This window comes from Streptomyces mutomycini (assembly GCF_001700505.1).
Taxonomy (GTDB): Bacteria; Actinomycetota; Actinomycetes; order Streptomycetales; family Streptomycetaceae; genus Streptomyces; species Streptomyces mutomycini.
In genome coordinates this window covers 1-20360 of sequence record NZ_MAPV01000247.1, presented here as the reverse complement: position 1 = coordinate 20360, position 20360 = coordinate 1, and the positions used below count along the sequence as shown (strand labels likewise).

14 protein-coding genes are annotated in these 20360 nt (G+C 71.6%); 8 read left to right on the top strand and 6 right to left on the bottom strand.

The window, feature by feature from the left end:
- The first annotated feature begins 52 nt into the window (after positions 1–52).
- Entirely contained in the window at positions 53–4798 is a 4746-nt protein-coding gene (locus BFF76_RS28315; protein WP_065849341.1) for a coiled-coil domain-containing protein, read from the top strand.
- A gap of 34 nt (positions 4799–4832) precedes the next feature.
- On the opposite strand, the gene BFF76_RS28310 is transcribed toward BFF76_RS28315, so the two are convergent.
- Positions 4833–5336, bottom strand: coding sequence for a hypothetical protein (locus BFF76_RS28310; protein ID WP_078958793.1), 504 nt, complete (start codon positions 5334–5336; stop codon positions 4833–4835).
- Positions 5337–5842: 506 nt separating this feature from the next.
- Between BFF76_RS28310 and BFF76_RS28305 the strand changes: the two genes are divergently transcribed.
- From BFF76_RS28305 to BFF76_RS28290, 4 genes are read left to right on the top strand one after another with little or no spacing between them, the layout of a single operon-like run.
- Complete coding sequence (locus BFF76_RS28305) at positions 5843–8629, top strand: sensor histidine kinase (protein WP_053929063.1); 2787 nt, start codon at positions 5843–5845, stop codon at positions 8627–8629.
- The gene (locus BFF76_RS28300) at positions 8626–9069 is read left to right on the top strand and encodes a roadblock/LC7 domain-containing protein (RefSeq protein ID WP_031097912.1); all 444 of its coding nucleotides are present in this window, start codon (positions 8626–8628) and stop codon (positions 9067–9069) included. The genes BFF76_RS28305 and BFF76_RS28300 overlap by 4 nt, the downstream gene beginning before the upstream one ends.
- 9 nt (positions 9070–9078) lie before the next feature.
- Positions 9079–9516 (top strand): DUF742 domain-containing protein, encoded by a 438-nt coding sequence (locus BFF76_RS28295; RefSeq protein ID WP_031097914.1) that lies wholly within the window; start codon positions 9079–9081, stop codon positions 9514–9516.
- A complete protein-coding gene (locus BFF76_RS28290) occupies positions 9497–10102 on the top strand; it encodes a GTP-binding protein (RefSeq protein ID WP_031097916.1) in 606 nt (201 codons plus the stop codon). Before BFF76_RS28295 ends, BFF76_RS28290 begins: the two co-directional genes overlap by 20 nt.
- A 108-nt stretch (positions 10103–10210) precedes the next feature.
- On the opposite strand, the gene BFF76_RS28285 is transcribed toward BFF76_RS28290, so the two are convergent.
- On the bottom strand, positions 10211–10582 hold the full coding sequence (locus tag BFF76_RS28285) for an Mpo1-like protein (RefSeq protein ID WP_065849340.1): 372 nt from the start codon (positions 10580–10582) through the stop codon (positions 10211–10213).
- 117 nt (positions 10583–10699) lie between these two features.
- Entirely contained in the window at positions 10700–11506 is an 807-nt protein-coding gene (locus BFF76_RS28280) for a M15 family metallopeptidase (protein WP_079122516.1), read from the bottom strand.
- A 60-nt stretch (positions 11507–11566) separates the two neighbouring features.
- Here BFF76_RS28280 and BFF76_RS28275 point away from each other — a divergent pair, with 60 nt between their 5' ends.
- The gene (locus tag BFF76_RS28275; RefSeq protein WP_031097922.1) at positions 11567–12064 is read left to right on the top strand and encodes an NUDIX domain-containing protein; all 498 of its coding nucleotides are present in this window, start codon (positions 11567–11569) and stop codon (positions 12062–12064) included.
- Here the strand turns inward: BFF76_RS28275 and BFF76_RS28270 are convergent.
- Positions 12055–14424 (bottom strand): glycoside hydrolase family 31 protein, encoded by a 2370-nt coding sequence (locus BFF76_RS28270; protein WP_031097924.1) that lies wholly within the window; start codon positions 14422–14424, stop codon positions 12055–12057. The genes BFF76_RS28275 and BFF76_RS28270 overlap by 10 nt on opposite strands.
- Before the next feature lie 220 nt (positions 14425–14644).
- Between BFF76_RS28270 and BFF76_RS28265 the strand changes: the two genes are divergently transcribed.
- A complete protein-coding gene (locus BFF76_RS28265; protein WP_053929061.1) occupies positions 14645–16621 on the top strand; it encodes an acetoacetate--CoA ligase in 1977 nt (658 codons plus the stop codon).
- Positions 16622–16700: 79 nt separating this feature from the next.
- The gene (locus BFF76_RS28260) at positions 16701–17624 is read left to right on the top strand and encodes a hypothetical protein (protein ID WP_065849339.1); all 924 of its coding nucleotides are present in this window, start codon (positions 16701–16703) and stop codon (positions 17622–17624) included.
- A gap of 69 nt (positions 17625–17693) precedes the next feature.
- Here the strand turns inward: BFF76_RS28260 and ptsP are convergent, their stop codons facing one another.
- Together ptsP and BFF76_RS28250 are read right to left on the bottom strand one after the other, a co-directional pair.
- Positions 17694–19364 (bottom strand): phosphoenolpyruvate--protein phosphotransferase, encoded by a 1671-nt coding sequence (gene ptsP, locus BFF76_RS28255; protein WP_031097928.1) that lies wholly within the window; start codon positions 19362–19364, stop codon positions 17694–17696.
- 76 nt (positions 19365–19440) lie between these two features.
- Positions 19441–19890 carry a PTS sugar transporter subunit IIA gene (locus BFF76_RS28250; RefSeq protein WP_031097930.1) on the bottom strand — a complete coding sequence of 150 codons (450 nt, stop codon included), beginning with the start codon at positions 19888–19890 and terminating at the stop codon, positions 19441–19443.
- Between the last annotated feature and the right edge of the window lie 470 nt (positions 19891–20360).

The following is a 20360-nucleotide window of genomic DNA, read 5'->3' as shown; positions in this document are numbered from 1 at the left end:
GCCCCGAACCGGCCCGCCCCGCCCGCCGCCAGAACGACGAGAGTCCGCCGCCATGTACGAGTTGTCCCGGGTCCGCCTCTACTCCATCGGGCCCGCCGGTGCGCGCTACGCCGACACCGTGCTCGACCTGCGCGGAGTCGGCAAACCCGTGCCCAGGCCCGCGCCGGCCCAGGCGGAGTTCTTCGAGGACGAGCCGGTCGGCCCCCCGCGCCGCCCGGCGCCCGCCGGTGTGCTGTTCCTGGAGAACGGCGGCGGCAAGTCGGTCCTGCTCAAGCTGATCTTCTCGGTGATGCTGCCCGGCCACCGCAACACCCTGGGCGGCGCCAGCTCCGGCGTGCTGCGCAAGTTCCTGCTCGCCGACGACTGCGGACACGTCGCCCTGGAGTGGCAGCACACCCTCACCGGTGAATGCGTCGTCGTCGGCAAGGTCAGCGAATGGCGTGGCCGCCAGGTCTCCAACGACCCCCGCAAGTTCGCCGAGGCCTGGTACTCCTTCCGCCCCGGGCCCGGTCTCAGCCTCGACAGCCTTCCCGTCGCCGAGGCGACGACCGTGGGCCGACCCGTCGAAGGCGTCTCGGGCGCCCGGGGCCGACGGCGCACCATGAAGGGCTTCCGCGACGCCCTCGCGGACGCCGGCAAGTTCTACCCGCACCTCGATGTGTACTGGGAAGAGATCCACGACCGCTGGAACGAACACCTCGGTGACCTCGGACTCGACCCCGAACTCTTCCGCTACCAGCGGGAGATGAACGCCGACGAGGGCGAGGCCGCCGGCCTCTTCGCCGTCAAGAAGGACTCCGACTTCACCGACCTGCTGCTGCGGGCCGTCACCGACACCCGCGACACGGACGGCCTCGCCGACCTCGTCAGCGGCTTCGGCAACAAGCTCGGCCGCCGCGCCGAGCTCACGGCGGAACGAGACTTCACCGCCGGTTCCGTCGACCTGCTCGGCCGGATCGTCGAAGCGACCACGACAAGGGCCCGCAGCCGCGACGTCCACGCAGGTGCCGAGCGGCGCACCCGCACGCTCGCCCGCAGGCTCTCGGGCCGGGCCGTCGAGGAGCGCGGCAGGACCGGTGAGCTCGCCCAGCAGGTCACGGCCGCCGCCCACACCGTCACCGAGGCCGAAGCCACCCGTGGAAACCGGGACCTGATCGCTGCCGAACTCGCCTACCGGCACGCCTCCCTGGCCCTGGCCGCCGCAGAGAAGAGCGCGGCGGCCCAGCGCCGCGAGCTGGTCGAAGCACGCACCCTGCACTCCGCCTGGCAGGCCGCCGAAGCGGTCCTGCGCCACCGGGCCGCCGCCGACCGCTCGGCCCGCGTCGCCGTCGCCATCCGGGAGGCCGAGCGGGACGCGGCCCCCGCCCTCGCCGCACGCGCCACGGCAGCCGCCGACCTCGTACGCGCCCTGCACACCGCTGCCGAGGCCGGGGAGAGGGTGGCCGACGAGGAGGAGGAGCGCTCGGCGACCCTTCAGTCCACCGGGGAGACGGCGCACCGGGACGCCACCACCGCGGCCACCGAGGCCCAGCGCGCCCGGAGCGAGGCCGGCCACCTGCGCCAGCGCCTCGCCGAGGTCGAACAGGAGACCGCCGAGGCCGTACGGGCGGGCTGGCTCGACGACACCGCGCCGGACGCCGACCCGGCCCGCGCGGCCCTCGCCGCGAACGACGCCGAGAAGGCCGCGGTCGCCGCCTGGGACACCGCACGGGAGGCCGCCCGGACCACCGCCGACCAGGCCAGGGAAGCCGCGGCGGTGGAGAGCCGCACCGAGCTCGCCGCGGCCCGCGCCGCTGACGGCGCGCAGGCCGCCGAGCAGTCCTACGAGGCCGAGCGCAGGGCCGCCGAGTCGATCGCCGCCGACCATCGCCTCGCCGACCTGCTGGGCCTCCCCACGGCAGCCGGAGCAGGCGTCCCCCGCCCCCGTCGAGCCGGCACCGGAACGGACGGGACCGGCGACACCGCGCACGAACCGGTCGCCGGGGACGCGCAGTCGCTCACCGCCGAGGACTTCGACAACAGCGCCGACGAGCTGCGTGAGCTACTCGACCAGGGCGTCGCCGCCGCCGAACGCAGGCTCTTCGACCTGCGCACCGCCGCCGCCGACGACTCCCGCATCCTCGGCGCCCTCGGGGACGGCGGACTGCTGCCCCCGGGTCCCGATGTCCTCGCCACCGTCGAATACCTCGGTGAACACGGCATCCCCGCCCTGCCCGGCTGGCGCTACCTCGCCCAGGCGGTGGACCCCGCCGACCACGCGGCGGTCCTGGCCGCACGGCCCGAACTCGTCGACGGTGTCGTCATCACCGACCCGGACGCGCACACCCGCGCCCGTGAGGTCCTGGCCGCCGCCGCCCTGCTGCCCCGGTCGGCCGTGGCCGTCGGCACCACCGCGGCCCTCCTCGCCCCCGTACCGGCGCCGGGCGGCGCGGACGCCGAGGACGTGTTCCTCGTCCCGCCGAACCCCGCGATGCACGACGAACACGCCGCCGACGAGGAGCGCCAGGCACTCAGGGCACGTGCCGCTGCGCGCGACGAGGACATCAGGTCACTCGCGGCCCGGCTCACCGCCGACCGCTCCCTCGCCGCCCGGATCGGCTCCTGGCGCGCCGACTGCCCGCCCGGGATGCTCGCCGAGCTCGGCGAGGCCGCCCGTACCGCCCGCGCCGCCGCGGAGACGGCGGAGGCCGCACTCGCCGAGGCCCGTACGGTGCGCGCGGAGGCCGACGAAGCCGCCGCCGACGCCGCGCGCGTCCGCGACGAACGGCAGGAAGCGGCGCAGCGCGCCCGCCGTGCGGCGGACGCGCTCGCCGGACTCGCCCACCGCCTCCGTGACCGGGCGGGCTGGCAGGCGCGGCTGCGTGAACTCACCGACGAGGCCGCCGAGTCCGAGGCACGCGCCACGGCATACCTGGAGCGGGCACGCGCCGCCGACGAGGACCGCAGGGCCGCCCAGCGCGCCGCGGACGACGCCCACCGCACCGCCCGTGCCCTGCGCGCCGAACGCGCCGAGATCGCGGGAGCCCCGGAAACGCTTCCGGAGCCAGGCCCTTCCACCGCACGCACCTCCCTGCCCGCCCTGCGCGAGGCGTACCGGGCGGCTTCCCAGCTGTACGAGAAGGTCGGCGTCGGCGCCGACCTGCGCGCCGAGCAGGCGCGTGCCGAAAGCGACGAGAGCGCCGCCCTGGCCGAACTCGACCGCCTCACCAACAAGGTCCGCACCCGCGCCGCCCAGCTCCTCGAAGGCACCGACGGAGCCGACGGGCCCTCCCGTCAGGCGGCCGCCGCCCGCGCCGAGTCCCAAGTCCAGCTCCTGGAGACCCGGGCGTCCACAGCGAGCGAGCAGATCGGCCGGCTGCGCGGCGAAGCCGAACGCCTCGCCCCCGAGGACGAGGCGCCCCACCACACCGAACTCCCCGCCGACCTGGTCCCGGCCGACGCCGGCCAGGCCCAGACCATGCTCCGTACCGCCACCTCCCGACTGGCCGACGCCACCGGGGAGCTGGACACCGCGCGCGCCGCCCACGCCGAGCTGCTGCGCGCCCACCGCACCGCCGAGGAGTCCGCGGGCGGCTTCGACGAGACCGCCGCTCTCCTGCGCGACCTGCTAAGGGAACACGGCACGGAGGACGAGGCCGACGCCCCCGACCCGTACCGGGGCACCCTGGAGGAGGCCAGGCAGTCCGCCGCCGAGGCACGCCGCTCGCTGCGCGGCTGCGCCACCGACCTGTCGGCCGCGGAGGGCTCCGTGAGGGAGGCCGGCGACGCCCTCGTACGGCACGCCAACGCCACCCGCTACGAGCAGGTCCGTACCCCGGCCCGGCAGCAGATCCGGGAACTCCCGGCGGCTGCCCTGCCCGACCACGCCGAGAAATGGGCTGCGGCCTTCGCCCCCAGGCTGCGCGTACTCACCGACGAGCTCGCCCAGCTGGAGCGCAACCGCGACTCCATCGTCGACCGGCTCCGCGGCCTCGTGGAGTCGGCCCTGACGACACTCCGCTCCGCGCAGCGGCTCTCCCGGCTCCCCGAGGGACTGGGGGAGTGGTCCGGTCAGGAGTTCCTCCGGATCCGCTTCGAGGAACCCGACCAGGCCACGCTCACCGAGAGGCTCGGCGAGGTCATCGACGAGGCCACGCACGCGGCCCTGAAGAAGAACTCCGATCTGCGCAGGGACGGCATGTCCCTCCTGCTGCGCGGTGTACAGGCGGCGCTTCAGCCCAAGGGCATCGCCGTGGAGATCCTCAAACCGGACGCGGTGCTCCGCGCCGAGCGGGTACCGGTCGGACAGATGGGCGACGTCTTCTCGGGCGGCCAGCTGCTCACCGCCGCGATCGCGCTGTACTGCACGATGGCGGCACTGCGCAGCAACGACAGGGGCCGCGACCGGCACCGTCACGCGGGCACGCTCTTCCTCGACAACCCCATCGGACGTGCCAACGCCACGTATCTGCTGGAGCTCCAGCGCGCGGTCTCCGACGCGCTGGGGGTCCAGCTGCTGTACACCACCGGGCTGTTCGACACCACGGCGCTCGCCGAGTTCCCGCTCGTCATCCGCCTCCGCAACGACGCGGACCTGCGGGCGGGGCTGAAGTACATCAGCGTGGAGGAGCACCTCAGGCCGGGGCTGCCTCAGCAGGACCCCGAGGGCGAGACCGTCCACGGCGAGATCACCGCTACCCGCATGTTCAAGCGGTCCGGCGATCTGCCCGGTACCGCCGGCGGTCCGGCGGTACCGGAGATGCGCACGGAGATGACGGATACGACCGCGGGGCCGGCACAGACCTCGGACAATCGATAGGGGGCGGGATACAGAAGCGCCGGGGCGCAGGCGGTCAGGCCCGCGAGAGCCGGCCTTCGCCCCGGCGCCGTATCCGGGATTCCCCGCGTGCCGTGGACCGGGCGGCGCGCCTTGCGGCCCGCCGCTCCCGCCGCATGCGGCGCGCCGTGCTGCTCGGTACGGACACCACGCCGTGGCGCTGGTTCCACACCTGCCGCGTCACCCAGACGTCCAGCACCGACCACGTCGCCACCACCGTGCCCGCCACGCCGCTCAGCACCATCGGGAAGGCGAGCCAGGACCCGGCCAGCGTGCACAGGAAGGCCACCACGGCCTGAATCATGGTCAGCGACATGATGATGACGGCGCGCACGGCGGCAGTCCGCACCGGGTCCGGCATCCTCCGCCGTATCGCCGGTTCCTCCACCCAGAGCTGCCGCGGAATCCGGGCGCCGGCCGCCGATGCGCCCGCCGGTGACGCATCGGACGCTGTCGCACCCGCCGGTGACGCACCGGCGGCCCACGATGCCGCCGCGCCCCGGCGCTCATTCGTGTCCAAGGACCTCAACTCCCCACCACTGTCCGACTCAAGGGTGGCTGCCCGGCCTGCGCCCGTTCTACGCGGACGGAGCCGCCTGCCTGGCGCACGTACCCCCGTGAGGTTCTTCTGCCCCGTACATGTGGACGAACGCCAGGTCGCGAAGATTCCCGCCCGAGGGTCTCAACCGGCCCCGAAAGGTCGCGGAACGGCAAGTTCCAGCCAACTGCCCTGTGTGGATGCATCGCGTTCGGCCAGGGGCCCTCTGTCGCTTTCGCGAAATTCATCGCCGGGAATACCAGGACAACTGGTGAGCAAGTCAGGCCGGAGCGGCCGGAATTCGTCCGGACACGTCTTCGAGTTACCGGTAAGTCAGTAGTAGGCTCGCGCCGTTTGCTGAGGGAACTCCGGCCGACGTCCGGTAAACCCCGCAGCAACACCCGAACGATCAGAATGGCCGGGCGACCGGAACGACCGGAACACCGGCACAACCACCCCCGCGATGCGGGGCCGAGCTGGGGGAGGCCATGCGCTTTCGCGGGAAGTCCATCCGCAGGAAGATCGTGGCGTTGCTCCTGGTGCCGCTCGCCTCCCTCACCGGTCTGTGGGTGTTCGCCACCTACCACACCGGCCGTGAGGCAGACGAACTGATGGGCGCGAGCGCCATCGTGGAGCAGGTCGGCCATCCCCTGGAAGACACCATCCGCGCCGTCCAGGGCGAACGCCGCCAGACCCTCGTCTTCCTCGCCGACCCCCGGGCCTCGGACGCCCTTCCCCTGCTGCGCCGCCAGCGTGCCGCTACCGACCGGGTCGTGGCCGAAGTCAGGGAGAGCGCGAAGAGCAAGGACGTCCGGGAAAAGCTCAGCCCCGAGTCGGAGGCCCTGCTCGACTCCATCCTCAACGAGGTCGACGGCCTGGACGCGCTGCGCGGGTCCGTCGAGAAGCGCACTGTCGACCGGACCAGGGCCCTCGGCTTCTACAACGGTCTCGTCGACCCGTGTTACCGCTTCCTGAACGGTCTCCACACGATGGAGAACGTATCGATGGACAAGCAGGTCCGGGCCCTCGTCGGTATCTCCCGGGCCCGCGAAATGCTCTCGCGCGAGGATGCCCTGATCGCGTCGGGCCTCATCGCGGGACGGCTCGGGGCCCCCGAACTCCGCGTCGTCTCCGACCTCGCCGCCAGCCGCAAGCTCCTGTACGAGGTCAACCTCGAGCTCCTGCCGGAGAGCGAGCGCGGGCGCATGGAGCAGTACTGGCGCAGCCCCGAGACCGAGCCCCTGCGCGCGGCCGAGCAGAAGCTCATCGCCGCCGGTCCGATCACGAAGCCGGGCACCGTGGACGCCGCACGGTGGGAGGAAGTGGCGCCGCCCGTCCTGGAGCGCCTGGCCAACGACAGCACCGAGATGTCCAACCGCTTCCAGGACCGCGCGGAACCCGCCGGCTACCGCGTCCTGATCCAGGCGGGTGTCGCAGGCGTCCTGGGATTCGTCGCCCTGCTGGTGTCCGTCTTCGTCTCCGTACGCGTGGGCCGCGAACTCATCCGCGACCTTTCCCGGCTGCGCAAGGACGCCCACGAGGTGTCCGGGGTCCGGCTGCCGAGCGTGATGCGCCGACTGGCAGCGGGGGAGCAGGTCGACGTGGAGACCGAAGCGCCTGCCCTCAGTTACGAGCGCGACGAGATCGGCCAGGTGGGACAGGCCCTCAACACCCTGCAGCGGGCCGCGGTCGAGGCCGCCGTCAAACAGGCGGACATGCGACGCGGCGTCTCCGAGGTCTTCGTCAACCTCGCGCGCCGCAACCAGGTGCTCCTGCACCGTCAGCTGACGCTCCTGGACACCATGGAACGGCGCACGGAGAACAGCGACGAGCTCGCGGACCTCTTCCGCCTCGACCACCTCACCACCCGCATGCGCCGCCACGCGGAGGGCCTGGTGATCCTGTCCGGGGCGGCCCCGTCCCGGCAGTGGCGCAAGCCGATCCAGCTGATGGACGTGGTGCGGGCGGCGGTCGCCGAAGTGGAGGACTACGAGCGGATCGAGGTCCGGCGGCTGCCCCGCATCGGGGTGGGCGGCCCGGCCGTCGCCGACCTCACCCACCTGATCGCGGAGCTGCTGGAGAACGCCACGGTGTTCTCGCCCCCGCACACCGCGGTCCAGGTACACGGCGAACGCGTGGCCAACGGCTTCACCCTGGAGATCCACGACCGTGGGCTCGGCATGGCTCCGGAAGTCCTCCTGGACGCCAACCTGAGGCTCGCCGAGACACCCGAGTTCGAGCTCTCCGACACCGACCGGCTCGGTCTCTTCGTCGTCAGCCGGCTCGCCCAGAGGCAGAACGTCAGGGTGTCTCTGCAGACCTCACCGTACGGAGGGACCACCGCGGTCGTCTTCATCCCGGCGCAGCTGCTCACCGACGCCCCCGAGACCCACGGCACCGGCTTCCGCCTCGACCGCCGTGCCGAGAAGGCGATAGGCAGCGGCCGGCCCGGCAGCGACAAGGCCCGCAGGGACGGAGTGGCGGACACGCACATCCCGGGCAGGCCGTCCGGGCTCGCCCCGGTGCCCACGGGCCTCACCGACCCGTCCGTACTGGACGGCCCCGTCGAACTCGAAGGCCCGGTCGGCACACTCGGGTTCACCGACCCTGCACTGGACCGGGAACTCGATCCGGCGCTCGCCCCCGTCCTCGACGGCGTGTCCGATCTCGAGGACACCGAGAGCGAGCGCGGCGGCATCTTCCGCGCACGCGATCTGCGCAGGCAGGACGACCGGGAGCAGCACCAGCAGGCCTTCGACGCGTCGGACGGCCGCTCCGCGGACGTCCGGCCGATGCGGCCCGCAGGGCCCGTCCCGCTGCCGCGCCGCAAGACGCCGACACTCGTCGCCGACCACGGCCGACGGATCGGGGACGGGGGCCGTTCCCGTCCCGGCACGCCCGGCGGCTTCTCCTCCGCCCCCGGCTCCGATGCGGCCACCGAGGATTCCCGCTCCGGCCCGCACCCGGCAGCTGAGGCCCCGGCGCGGCGGGGGCCCGCGTCCCGCCCGGCGGCGCCGGACACGGTGGGCGGCCTCCCGCGCAGGGTCCGGCAGGCCAGCCTCGCCCCACAGCTCCGGGAGGACTCCGCAGGGCGGCCTTCCGGCCACGCCCCCGCGGCCACCGACGACGACCTCGAACGTGACGCGGAAGAAGTACGCAATCGCATGGCTTCGCTTCAACGCGGCTGGCAGCGCGGCCGTCGGCAGAACGCCGAGGACGTGACCGGCCCCGGCGAGACAGCACCAGGAACCACTCCGGGAGGGGACGGCCGATGACCGCACCGAACGCCGCAGCACACAACTCCACACGTCAGGGCTCCGGCGAACTCAATTGGCTCCTCGACGAACTGGTCGACCGTGTCGCGAGCATCCGCAAGGCGCTGGTGCTCTCCAGCGACGGCCTCGCCACCGGCACGTCCCAGGACCTGACCCGCGAGGACAGCGAACACCTGGCGGCCGTGGCCTCCGGTTTCCACAGCCTCGCCAAGGGCGTGGGGCGGCACTTCGACGCCGGCCGGGTCCGGCAGACGGTGGTCGAACTCGACGAGGCCTTCCTCTTCGTCACGGCGGCCGGTGACGGCAGCTGTCTCGCCGTCCTCGCCGACTCCGACTCGGACGTCGGCCAGGTGGCGTACGAGATGACCCTGATGGTCAAGCGCGTGGGGGCGCACCTGGCCAATGCCCCCCGGACCACCGGTCTGCCCGCCGGAGGGTGAGGCGGGGGGATGAGCGCAGACTCCGTCCGGGACACCGCGCCCGGATCACCGCCCGCTCCCGACCGAGCGGGCCCCTCGCGCTGGTACGACGCCGAGGCGGGTCCGGTGGTCCGTCCCTACGCGATGACCCGGGGGCGAACCAGCAGCGCCTCCCGTCATCGTCTCGACCTGATCGCGATCGTCATCCCCGAACCCGCGGCCGACGATCCCGGCCGGGATCAGACGCTCTCCCCGGAACACGTGGAGATCGTCGAACTGTGCAGCGACATGCCCCAGTCGATCGCCGAACTCGCCTCCGGGCTGGATCTCCCCGTCGGGGTGGTCCGTGTCCTGGTCGGTGACCTCGTCGAGGACGAACTGGTGCACGTCACCCGTCCCGTTCCGCCGGCCGAGCTGCCGGACGAGAGCCTTCTTCGCGAGGTGATCAATGGCCTTCGGGCGCTCTAGCCGCAGGAAGCGGCACGTCGAACCCGTCACCCTGAAAATCCTGGTGGCCGGCGGCTTCGGTGTGGGCAAGACGACCCTGGTGGGGGCGGTCAGTGAGATCAGACCGCTGCGCACGGAGGAGAGGCTGAGCGAGGCGGGCCGACCCGTCGACGACGTCGCGGGGGTCGAAGCCAAGAACACCACTACGGTGGCCATGGACTTCGGCCGGATCACCCTGCGAGAGGACCTGGTCCTCTATCTGTTCGGGACCCCCGGCCAGGACCGTTTCTGGTTCCTCTGGGACGAACTGGCCCAGGGCGCCCTGGGCGCGGTGGTCCTCGCGGACACCCGGCGGCTGGAGGACTGCTTCGCGGCGGTCGACTACTTCGAGCGCCGGGGAATCCCCTTCACGGTCGCCGTCAACCTCTTCGACGGTGCGGAGCAGTTCCCCACCGAGACGGTACGGGCGGCACTCGACCTCGATCCCGAGGTGCCGGTGCTGCTCTGCGACGCACGCGACCGGGCATCCGTCAGGGACGTGCTCGTGGCGGTCGTGGAGTATGCCATGGTGCGTGCCGACCGGCTCCGCGAACCCGCCAGGACCTGACAGCCGCACGTGACGCGGTCCGTACCCCCGCCGACCGGGGTACGGACCGCGCGTACGGTGCGGGGGGCAGCGGGCCTGGGCAGAGTCTTCACCCGCTGTGACGGGCAGTCAACCCTGCGCACGTGAACGGGAATCCGGGTTCTCCGCGAGCCACCTGGCCGCGGTCGCGGCCAGTTCCCCGTCCCGTCCGGCGAGCATCATCCGGATCATCTGCACATCGCCTCGCAGCGACCACGCGGGGTGGCCGAAGGTCGCCGGGTTGTTCCCCTCGATGAGGAAGTGCGCCGGCCACGCACTGCCGTATCCGATCAGGGGCAACGCCAGGGCGTAGCGCTTACGCCCGCGCGCCAGACCGTACGCGGTGACCGCGAGGCCGGTCAGCGTCCCGGTCAGATGGATCCACCGGGTCGCGGCCCTGGAGTGCATGGCGACGTAGTAGGGCCAGAAATCCTCGTACGAACCGAACGTCTGCTGTGACATGAGGGCACCGTAACGGCCCGAACGGCAACCGGATACGGCAGTTCCGCGTCCGATATGGAGAAGGGGCGGCCGGAGCCCACGGGGGTGGTCCCGGTCGCCCGTTCCATGCCCGCGCCGTCAGTGCCCCGCCACGGACCGCCTGGCCACCGGGAAGTCGAAGTAGGTGTCCGGGAAGAGCTCGGGCTTGTAGGTGAAGTGCCACCACTCCTCCGCCAGGTTCACGTACCCCAGGCCGGTGAGCGTCTCCTTGAGGAGCTGCCTGTTGGCACGCTGCGCCCCCTGCACCCGGGGGTCGTCCGTGTGCGAGAGGGTGTCGAAACAGTCGTACCCGGTGCCCATGTCCGCCGAGTTGTCGGGGAAGCGCTCGTCCTGCGGCGCGAAGCAGGGGGTGAGCTCCTCGCCCGGCTCGTACGGCCTCGTGGGCAGGGCCGGCAGCCGCACCAGGGTGAGGTCGACCGTACTGCCCCGGCTGTGCCCGGACTTCTCCGCGATGTAACCGTCCTCGAACAGCCGCGTCTTGTCGACCGTCGGATAGAACTCCGCCTTCATCGCCTGGTCGTCGAGATCCTCCGCCCAGCGCACGAAGTGGTCCACGGCGCGCTGCGGCCGGTAGCAGTCGTACACCTTGAGCGAGTAGCCCTGACGCAGAAGGCTCCGCTGCGCCGTGCGCAGAGCGAGGGCTGCGGGCCGGGTCAGGATGCAGACGGGCTGCCGGTAGCCGTCCACCGGCTCCCCCATGAAGTTGTGCGCGGTCGTGTAGCGCATCTCCGTGATGATCGTCGGATCGACGGAACGGAGATCGACGAACTCCGGCGGAGCCTTGGGTTCGGGCCTGGCCGCCGCCACCGGAGCGGCAGCGGTCACGGCGAGCAGAGCGGCGCCGGCGGCGGCCAGAGCGCGGAGAGTACGAGCAATTCCTGTCATGGGCACACCGTCTATCAGCTTCGGGGCCTCAAGAGAAGAGTGATCGGATACAGTCCGCCCGTGAAGGACTCCCACTGCGGCAGCTGCGGGACCCCGTACGCCGCCGAGAACTGGCCGCGCACCTGTACGGCCTGCGGTCACACCGCCTATCGCAACCCGCTGCCCGTAGCCGTCGCTCTCCTGCCCGTCACCGGACCGCACGGCACCGGACTCGTCGTCATCACGCGCACCATCCCTCCGCACCGGGGAGGGACGGCGCTGCCCGGTGGTTACATCGACCAGACCGAGGACTGGCGCCACGCCGTCGTACGCGAACTGCGCGAGGAGACCGGCATCCGGGCCGACGAGACGGACGTACGCCTCGCCGACGCCCTCAGCTCCCCGGACGGCCACCTGCTCCTCTTCGGACTGCTCCCGCCGCGCCCCGTCGGGGAACTCCCGCCCTCCGCGCCGACGGACGAGACCTCGGGTTACGAAGTGCTGCGCACCCCGGGCGAGCTCGCCTTCCCCCTGCACACCCGGGCCGTACGCGCCTGGTTCGCCGGCACCTACCGCTGAGCCGGGTCCGACTGCCCCCGCACGCGGACCGGATACCGCACCAGCCCCTCCTCACCGTCCCGCTCGACGACCACGCGCCCCGCATCCAGGCGCGACGTGTAGCGCTCCACCTCGGCCCGCTCCCACCCGTCGCCCGCGTCCCGCACGACCAGCCCGCCCCCGGCACGCCCAGCGGACGGAGCCCACACCTCCAGTTCCAGGGCCCCGCCCGGGCCTCGCACCGGGATCACGGCACCCGCCCGCGCCAGCACCGGAATCCGTGACAGCGGCGCGTCCACCACCACCTGCCCCGGCCCTTCGTACGCCCGCCCGGTCGCCGTGTCGTACCACCGCCCCCGCGGCAGCCGCACCCGCCTGCGGTCCGACCCCTCGTCCAGCACCGGCGCGACCAGCAGCGCGTCACCCAGCAGGAACACGTCCTCGCAGTCCCGCAGCTCCCGGTCCCCGGAGGCGCCCCACCACACCGGCCGCACATACGGGGCACCGGTCAGCCGGGCCAGGTGCGCCAGCGTCACGAAGTAGGGCAGCAGCCGTTCCCGCTCCTGAAGCACCCCCCTGGAATGCGCGAGCACCTCCGGTCCGAACTCCCACGGCTCCCGGCGCCCCGCCCCGATGGCCGCATGCGTCCGGAACAACGGCATGTACGCACCCAGCTGGAACCAGCGCAGATACAGCTCCGGCGACGGCGACCCGTCGAACCCGCCGACATCGGGCCCCGAATACGGCACCCCGCAGAGCCCGAGCCCCAGCACCAGGGCCAGGGAGGCCCGCAGGCCCGGCCACCCCGTCGCCACGTCGCCGGACCAGGTTCCGCCGTACCGCTGCATCCCCGCCCACCCCGACCGGGAGAACAGGAACGGCCGCTCGTCGGGCCGCAGCCGGCACAGTCCCTCGTAACCGGCCCTGGCCATCGCCAGGGCGTAGACGTTGTGGGCCTCCCGGTGGTCCCCGCCACGGCCCTCCAGCGAGTGCCGGGACGAACGCGGCAGCGACGGATCGCCGAAGGCCGAGAACGACACCGGCTCGTTCATGTCGTGCCACACCCCGGCGAACCCCTGGCCGAGCCGCTCCTCGTACAGCCCGCCCCACCACTCCCGCACATCCGGATCGGTGAAATCCGGATAGACACACTCACCCGGCCACACCTCACCGAGCACCAGGGAGCCCAGCGGATCCCGGACGAACGCACCCTGCGAACCGATCTCGAGGCCGCTCCCGAACACCGCAGTGTCCGTCGACGCCCGCACCGCCGGATCGACGATCGACACCAGCCGGACGCCTTCCTCACGCAGCTCCTTCGCGAGCCGGGGAAGATCCGGGAACCGCTCCGGGTCGACCGTGAACACCTGATGCGCGTCGTAGTGATCGATGTCCAGATGCAGCACCGACAGGGGCAGCCCCCGCTCGCGGTACCCCGTCACCACCCGCCGCACCTCCCGCTCGCTGCCGAACCCCCAGCGCGCGTGCTGTGGCCCCAGCGCCCACGACGGAGGCAGCGCCGGGGCTCCCGTCAGCGCCGTCCAGCCCTGCAGAACCCTGGCCGGCGTACCCACGACCACCCAGCACCGGAGCGGACCGCCCTCCATCCGCACCTCGCAGGTGCCGGGCCGGTCATGCCCCGAGCCGGCACCCTCCTCACCCTCCCGGAGCGTGACCCCGCCCGACCAGGAGTTGTCGTGGAACGCCAGATGGGTCCCCGCGTCGGAGACCACCACCTGCACCGGCATCGTCAGATACAGCGGATCGTCCGCCGGGCCGAAACGCCCGCCCGGATCGGTGTTCCACAGCCGGTACGTGCCGTCCCTCAGCCTCGGACCGCCGGAGCGCCCGCCGAGCCCGAAGAAGCGCGCGTCGGCCGGGACCTCGGACCGCTGCACCCACCGCGCCTCGCCCCCCTCCACCGGCTCCCACCAGCGCGGCGGCAGCTCTCGACGCAGCAGCACCCCACCAGGCGTCCGCAGCTCCACCGCCCCGTCCCGCGACACGACGACCGTCAGCCGCTCCGAGACCACCTGCCAGCCGCCGTTCTTGTCGGGCTCCAGGCGCGCCCGCGGATCCGGCTCCGGCTCCGCCCCCGGCAGAGCGTACGAGGGCAGCGGCCCGGCGGCGTCCCATGACCAGAACACCGCGCCGCCCGCCGCCACCCGGACCAGGAGCTGCGAGCGGGCGAACCGCACCACACCACCGCCCGGCTCCGGCTCCGCGCCGACCAGAAGCCCGGGCACACGCGCCCGCTCGGGACCGCGCGGTGCCAGCGCCCGCGCATCCGCGCGCCGGTGCCGCCAGGCCGACCGGACCGAACGCATCCCCTGCACAGAACCGACCGTTTTCACCGAGCGCACCAGGTCACGACCATCCATGCGGGCCACCTTGCCACTCGCCGTTACGGAAACGTGCTCCGTTCAGCTTCCGTTCATCTGTGGTCCCGCCACACACCCGGACACACAACCATGGCCGGTGGACCCTGGTGCGCAAGACGATCACATGGCATCGTCCGTAAGAGCCGTTCACGCGCACATCCCAGCCGTGCGCGCGACGCACGCACACCCCGCGTACACCCCGAAAGGCCAGGGAGCCTCCATGACCTCAGCAGCCGGCGAAGCCCCCCTCTGGCAGCCCGGACCCGAGCGCGTCGAGGCCGCAGCCGTCACCCGCTTCCAGCGATGGGCCGCAGAGCGCCACGGAGCGCCGGCCGACGGAGGCTACGCGGCCCTGCAGCGCTGGTCGGTCGAGGAGCTCGACACCTTCTGGCAGGCAGTCGCCGACTGGTTCGACGTACGCTTCTCCACCCCGTACGAGACCGTCATCGGGAACCGCACCATGCCCGGCGCCCAGTGGTTCCCCGGAGCCACCCTCAACTACGCCGAGCACGCCCTGCGCACGGCCGACGACCCGCTCCGCGCGGACGCCCCCGCTCTGCTGTACGTCGACGAGACCCACACCCAGGTCTCCGTCAGCTGGAGCGAACTCCGGCGCCAGGTGGGCTCACTGGCAGCCGAGCTCCGCGCCCTCGGTGTCCGGCCCGGCGACCGGGTCAGCGGATACCTCCCCAACATCCCGCAGGCCGTCGTCGCGTTCCTCGCCACCGCCGCGGCCGGCGGAGTCTGGACCTCCTGCGCCCCCGACTTCGGCGCCCGCAGCGTCCTGGACCGATTCCAGCAGGTCGAACCCGTCGTCCTGTTCACGGTCGACGGCTACCGCTACGGCGGCAAGGAACACGACCGCACCGCCACCGTGGCCGAACTCCGCAGCGAACTCCCCACCCTGCGCGCGGTCGTCCACATCCCGCTCCTCGGCACGGACGCTCCCGAAGGCACCCTCGAATGGTCGGAGCTCACCTCCTCCGCCACTGAACCGGTCTTCGAGCAGGTGCCCTTCGAGCATCCGCTGTGGGTGTTGTACTCCTCCGGCACGACCGGACTCCCGAAGGCGATCGTCCAGTCCCAGGGCGGAATCCTCCTCGAACACTTCAAGCAGATCGGGCTGCACTGCGATCTCGGCCCCGACGACCGCTTCTTCTGGTACACCTCCACCGGCTGGATGATGTGGAACTTCCTCGTCTCCGGCCTGCTGACCGGCACCACCGTCGTGCTCTACGACGGCAGCCCCGGCTATCCGGACGTCCAAGCCCAGTGGCGCATCGCAGAACAGACCGGCGCGACCCTCTTCGGCACCTCGGCCGCCTACGTCATGGCCTGCCGGAAGGCGGACGTCCACCCGGGCCGCGACCACGACCTCAGCCGGGTGCAGTGCGTCGCCACCACCGGCTCCCCGCTCCCGCCCGACGGCTTCCGCTGGCTCCACGACGAGGTCGCCGAGGACCTGTGGATCGCGTCGGTGAGCGGCGGCACGGACGTCTGCAGTTGCTTCGCGGGCGCCGTACCCACCCTGCCCGTCCACATCGGCGAACTCCAGGCCCCCTGCCTCGGCACCGATCTCCAGTCCTGGGATCCCGCCGGGAAACCGCTCATCGGTGAGGTCGGCGAGCTCGTCGTGACCTCCCCCATGCCCTCCATGCCGGTCCGCTTCTGGAACGACCCCGACGGCAGCCGCTACCACGACAGCTACTTCGACACGTACCCCGGCGTCTGGCGCCACGGAGACTGGATCACGCTCACCGACCGAGGCTCGGTCATCATCCACGGCCGCTCCGACTCCACCCTCAACAGGCAGGGCGTCCGCATGGGGTCCGCCGACATCTACGAGGCGGTCGAGCGGCTCCCCGAAATCCACGAGTCCCTCGTCATCGGCCTCGAGGAACCGGACGGCGGCTACTGGATGCCCCTGTTCGTCCACCTCGCCGAAGGCGCCACGCTCGACGACGAGCTTCGCGACAGCATCAAGCGCACCATCCGCGAGAACCTCTCACCGCGCCATGTACCGGACGAGGTGATCGAGGTCCCCGGTATCCCGCACACCCTCACGGGCAAGCGCATCGAAGTTCCGGTCAAGCGCCTCCTCCAGGGCACAGCCCTTTCAAAGGCGGTCAACCCGGGCTCCGTCGACAACCTCGAACTCCTCCGCTTCTACGAGGAACTCGCCCGCGAACGCGGTTGATCCAACCGCTGCACCAAGCCGTTGTCAGTCCCCCTGGTTACGCTGAGTGAGCAATGATCGACAGCGCACAGGGGGACTCATGGCGCACATCAAGCAGATCAAGCAGCACAAGCACGGACGAAAGCGCTCCGCACCATCCATGCGACGCGCACTGCGCCGCGAAGCACCCAGTACCGTCGGCCTCCTGGTCGACCCCGAGGACTTCGCGGCCATGCGCCACTACCGGAGCTTCACCTTCGAGGACCACGCGGTCTATCTGCAGCAGGTCGACGGCCTGTTGCGCACCCTCGCCGCCCAGGGAATGCACACAACCGTCGCCCTCTTCGACCCGGAGGATTACGCGGAGTTCTGCACCGGGTCCGGCCTCGATCCCGACGAGCGCGCGAGCCGCAGCCGTTTCACCGCCGAGATCGCGGCGGCCGGAGCGACCGTGGCATACACCGGCCAGTCCATCGACACACTGGTCCCGCTCCTCGTCTCACGAGCCGTCCGCCGCGCGACATGGGAGTACGCAACCATGCTCCTGGCCGGCCTCGGCGACTGCGTGGACTGCGGGCAGGACATCGGCAGGGCGGCCTTCGACCGGGCGTCCCATCTGCTGATGCGTCTGCTCGACACGGCGGGTCCGGGCACCCACCACGTCGTCTGCAGCACGCCCACGGAGAACGAACAACTCCTCGCGGTCCTCCACACCGCCCGGGACACGGACGGTCCGGCCCGCCTCGAATCGTCGGAAGGTGCGGAGTTCGCCACCGTGCTCGCCGTGGGCGTGGCGCTCGAAAGCCAGGGAGGCATCGTCCTGCGCACCACGCTGCCCGACGCTCCGGACCGGGTGCACGGCTGGCGTCTGCACAGAGGAAGCCTCCTCCCTCTCTCGGCGGGTGAGGTCTTCAGCGCCTACTGCACGGACGCCGACACGGGCGAACCAGTCTCGCCGGAATCCGGCGTCGAGTACTGCGCGGGGTTCGACGTCGGTGCCGACGAACCGGAGACCCACCACTGAGAAAGCCGAAGGGGTTCCCGCCGGAACCGGCGGGAACCCCTTCACAACCGACTGGTACAGCGGGCGGTGTCACTCGCCCGACAGCACCGCCTGCGCCGCGAGCCGCGCCTCGTCGGCAGAATCCGTCGCACGCGCGGCGGAGGCCGCGCGCTCGCACTGCGCGAGCGTGTGCTTCGCCAGCGTCGCCCGGACATAGGGAATGGACGCCGCACCCATCGACAGGGAGGTGACACCCAGACCGGTCAGCACGCACGCCAGCAGAGGGTCCGAAGCGGCCTCACCACAGACACCGCAGCTCTTGCCCTCGGCCCTGGCGGCTTCCGCCGAGAGCGCGACCAGGTCGAGCAGTGCGGGCTGCCACGGGTCCTGCAGCCTCGAAACAGCCCCGACCTGACGGTCTGCAGCGAAGGTGTACTGCGCCAGGTCGTTGGTGCCCAGCGACAGGAACTCCACCTCCTGGAGGATCGAGCGGGCCCGGAGAGCGGCGGACGGAATCTCCACCATCGCCCCGAACTTCGCCTGAAGACCTGCCTCACGGCAGGCGTCGGCGAACGCCTTCGCGTCGGCACGGTCCGCCACCATCGGGGCCATGACCTCGAGGTAGACCGGCAGCCCCTCGGCCGCCCTGGACAGCGCCGTCAGCTGGGTCCGCATCACATCGGGGTGGTCCAGCAGACTGCGCAGGCCGCGCACACCCAGTGCGGGGTTCGGCTCGTCGGCTGGTGTCAGGAAGTCCAGCGGCTTGTCGGCGCCGGCGTCCAGCACCCGCACCACGACACGCCCCTCGGGGAACGCCTCCAGCACCGCGCGGTAGGCGGCGATCTGCTTCTCCTCGGACGGCGCCTGCTTGCTGTCGTCCAGGAAGAGGAACTCGGTACGGAACAGCCCGACGCCCTCGGCACCGGCTTCCAGGGCGGCCGGCACATCACCGGGGCCGCCGACATTGGCGAGCAACGGCACCTTGTGGCCGTCGGAGGTGGCTCCGGGACCGGTGACGGCCGTCAGCGCCGCCTTGCGGGCCGCCGACGCACTCTCCATCTCGGCGCGCTTCTCCTGACTCGGCTCGACGAAGATCTCACCGGTGCTGCCGTCCACCGCGACGACCATGCCCTCGGCGATCTCACCAGCTCCGGGAAGGGCCACGACGGCCGGCACTCCGAGCGCCCGCGCGAGAATGGCGCTGTGGCTGGTGGGCCCGCCCTCCTCCGTGACGAAGCCGAGCACCAGCGTGGGGTCGAGCAGGGCGGTGTCGGCGGGAGCCAGGTCACGCGCGATCAGCACATAGGGCTCATCACTGTCCGGGACACCCGGCATCGGAACGCCGAGGAGCCGCGCCACGATCCGGTTCCGTACGTCGTCGAGGTCCGCCACGCGTCCCGCCAGGTACTCCCCGGCGTTGGCCAGCAGAGCCCGGTACGCGGCGAACGCGTCGTAGACACCGCGCTCCGCGGTGCTGCCGACGGCGATACGACGCTCGACATCGGCGATGAGCTCGGGGTCCTGCGCCATCATGGCCTGGGCCTCCAGCACGTGCTGTGCCTCGCCCCCCGCCAGATTGCCGCGCGCAATCAGGTCGGCCGCCACAGCTTCCACGGCCTGGCGGGCACGCCCCTGCTCGCGCTCGGCCTCCTCCGCGGGAATCTGTTTGGCCGGCGGCTCGAGCACCGCCGTACCCATGTGCCGAACCTCGCCGATCGCCACACCGTGGCTCACGCCGACGCCTCGCAGCGTTGTCTCCATTTCACCCGTCTCCGATTGTGCGGCGACTGCGTCGCCGCGGTTGATGCCCGACTGGCTCTCTACTGCGACGAGGGTGTCACTGCCAGCCGAACAGCGTCTCGCCGACCTTCACGTCGCCGTCCTCCCGGACGTCGGAAAGGGACTCGGCGGTGGCTTCCAGGGCCACGACCGGGCAGATCGCGGACTTCCCGGCCGCCTCGACAGCTGAGGGGTCCCACCGGACGATGCCCTGACCGCGGACCACCGTGTCCCCCTTGTTGACGAGGAGCTCGAACCCCTCGCCGTTGAGCTGCACGGTGTCGATCCCGAGGTGCGTCAGCACTCCGTGCCCCTGGTCATCGACGACGACGAAGGCGTGCGGGTGGAGCGAGACCACGATGCCGTCGACCGGTGAGACGGCCTCGGAAGGCTCGCGTACGGGGTCGATGGCGGTACCCGGACCCACCATCGCTCCCGAGAACACGGGGTCGGGAACCGCGGTCAGTCCGATGGCGCGACCGTCAAGAGGGGACGTCACTGTGGTCATGGAGAGCCTCCCAGGGGTGGGGATCCGTATGTCACCGCCATGGCTGATGGAGGGCGGCGTACTGATCAGCAGCGTAAGTCATATGAAGTCCCGGTTCCGCCCGAGAGCTACCGGTTGGCCGACCTAGGGGTGCACCGGAAACGATTTGCCTCGCCTCACAAGGGCCTGTACTGTCATACCCCTGCCTGACCCCAACACGGCCTTCGAGTCCGGGATCGGCAGCGACTCCCAAGCCCAGACTGTAACTCTGACTGAGCTCTCGCATGCTCGCGAGACCCCGGTCAGAGAATGGGAAAAGGCCTGATAGAGTCGGACTCGCCGGAAAGGGAAACGCGAAAGCGAAGAACTGGAAAGCGAAAAAGCAGTAACCCGCTTCGACCGGGAATCGGACACGAAAGAGTCTGATAGAGTCGGAAACGCAAGAACAGAAGGGAAGCGCCCGGAGGGCACCGGTGAAACGGGACCGAAGG

Coding starts and splice junctions, on each gene's coding strand:
- BFF76_RS28315 (WP_065849341.1), top strand. CDS start 53: ATGTACGAGTTGTCCCGGGTCCGCCTCTACTCCATCGGGCCCGCCGGT.
- BFF76_RS28305 (WP_053929063.1), top strand. CDS start 5,843: ATGCGCTTTCGCGGGAAGTCCATCCGCAGGAAGATCGTGGCGTTGCTC.
- BFF76_RS28300 (WP_031097912.1), top strand. CDS start 8,626: ATGACCGCACCGAACGCCGCAGCACACAACTCCACACGTCAGGGCTCC.
- BFF76_RS28295 (WP_031097914.1), top strand. CDS start 9,079: ATGAGCGCAGACTCCGTCCGGGACACCGCGCCCGGATCACCGCCCGCT.
- BFF76_RS28290 (WP_031097916.1), top strand. CDS start 9,497: ATGGCCTTCGGGCGCTCTAGCCGCAGGAAGCGGCACGTCGAACCCGTC.
- BFF76_RS28285 (WP_065849340.1), bottom strand. CDS start 10,582: ATGTCACAGCAGACGTTCGGTTCGTACGAGGATTTCTGGCCCTACTAC.
- BFF76_RS28280 (WP_079122516.1), bottom strand. CDS start 11,506: ATGACAGGAATTGCTCGTACTCTCCGCGCTCTGGCCGCCGCCGGCGCC.
- BFF76_RS28270 (WP_031097924.1), bottom strand. CDS start 14,424: ATGGATGGTCGTGACCTGGTGCGCTCGGTGAAAACGGTCGGTTCTGTG.
- BFF76_RS28265 (WP_053929061.1), top strand. CDS start 14,645: ATGACCTCAGCAGCCGGCGAAGCCCCCCTCTGGCAGCCCGGACCCGAG.
- BFF76_RS28260 (WP_065849339.1), top strand. CDS start 16,701: ATGGCGCACATCAAGCAGATCAAGCAGCACAAGCACGGACGAAAGCGC.
- ptsP (WP_031097928.1), bottom strand. CDS start 19,364: ATGGAGACAACGCTGCGAGGCGTCGGCGTGAGCCACGGTGTGGCGATC.
- BFF76_RS28250 (WP_031097930.1), bottom strand. CDS start 19,890: ATGACCACAGTGACGTCCCCTCTTGACGGTCGCGCCATCGGACTGACC.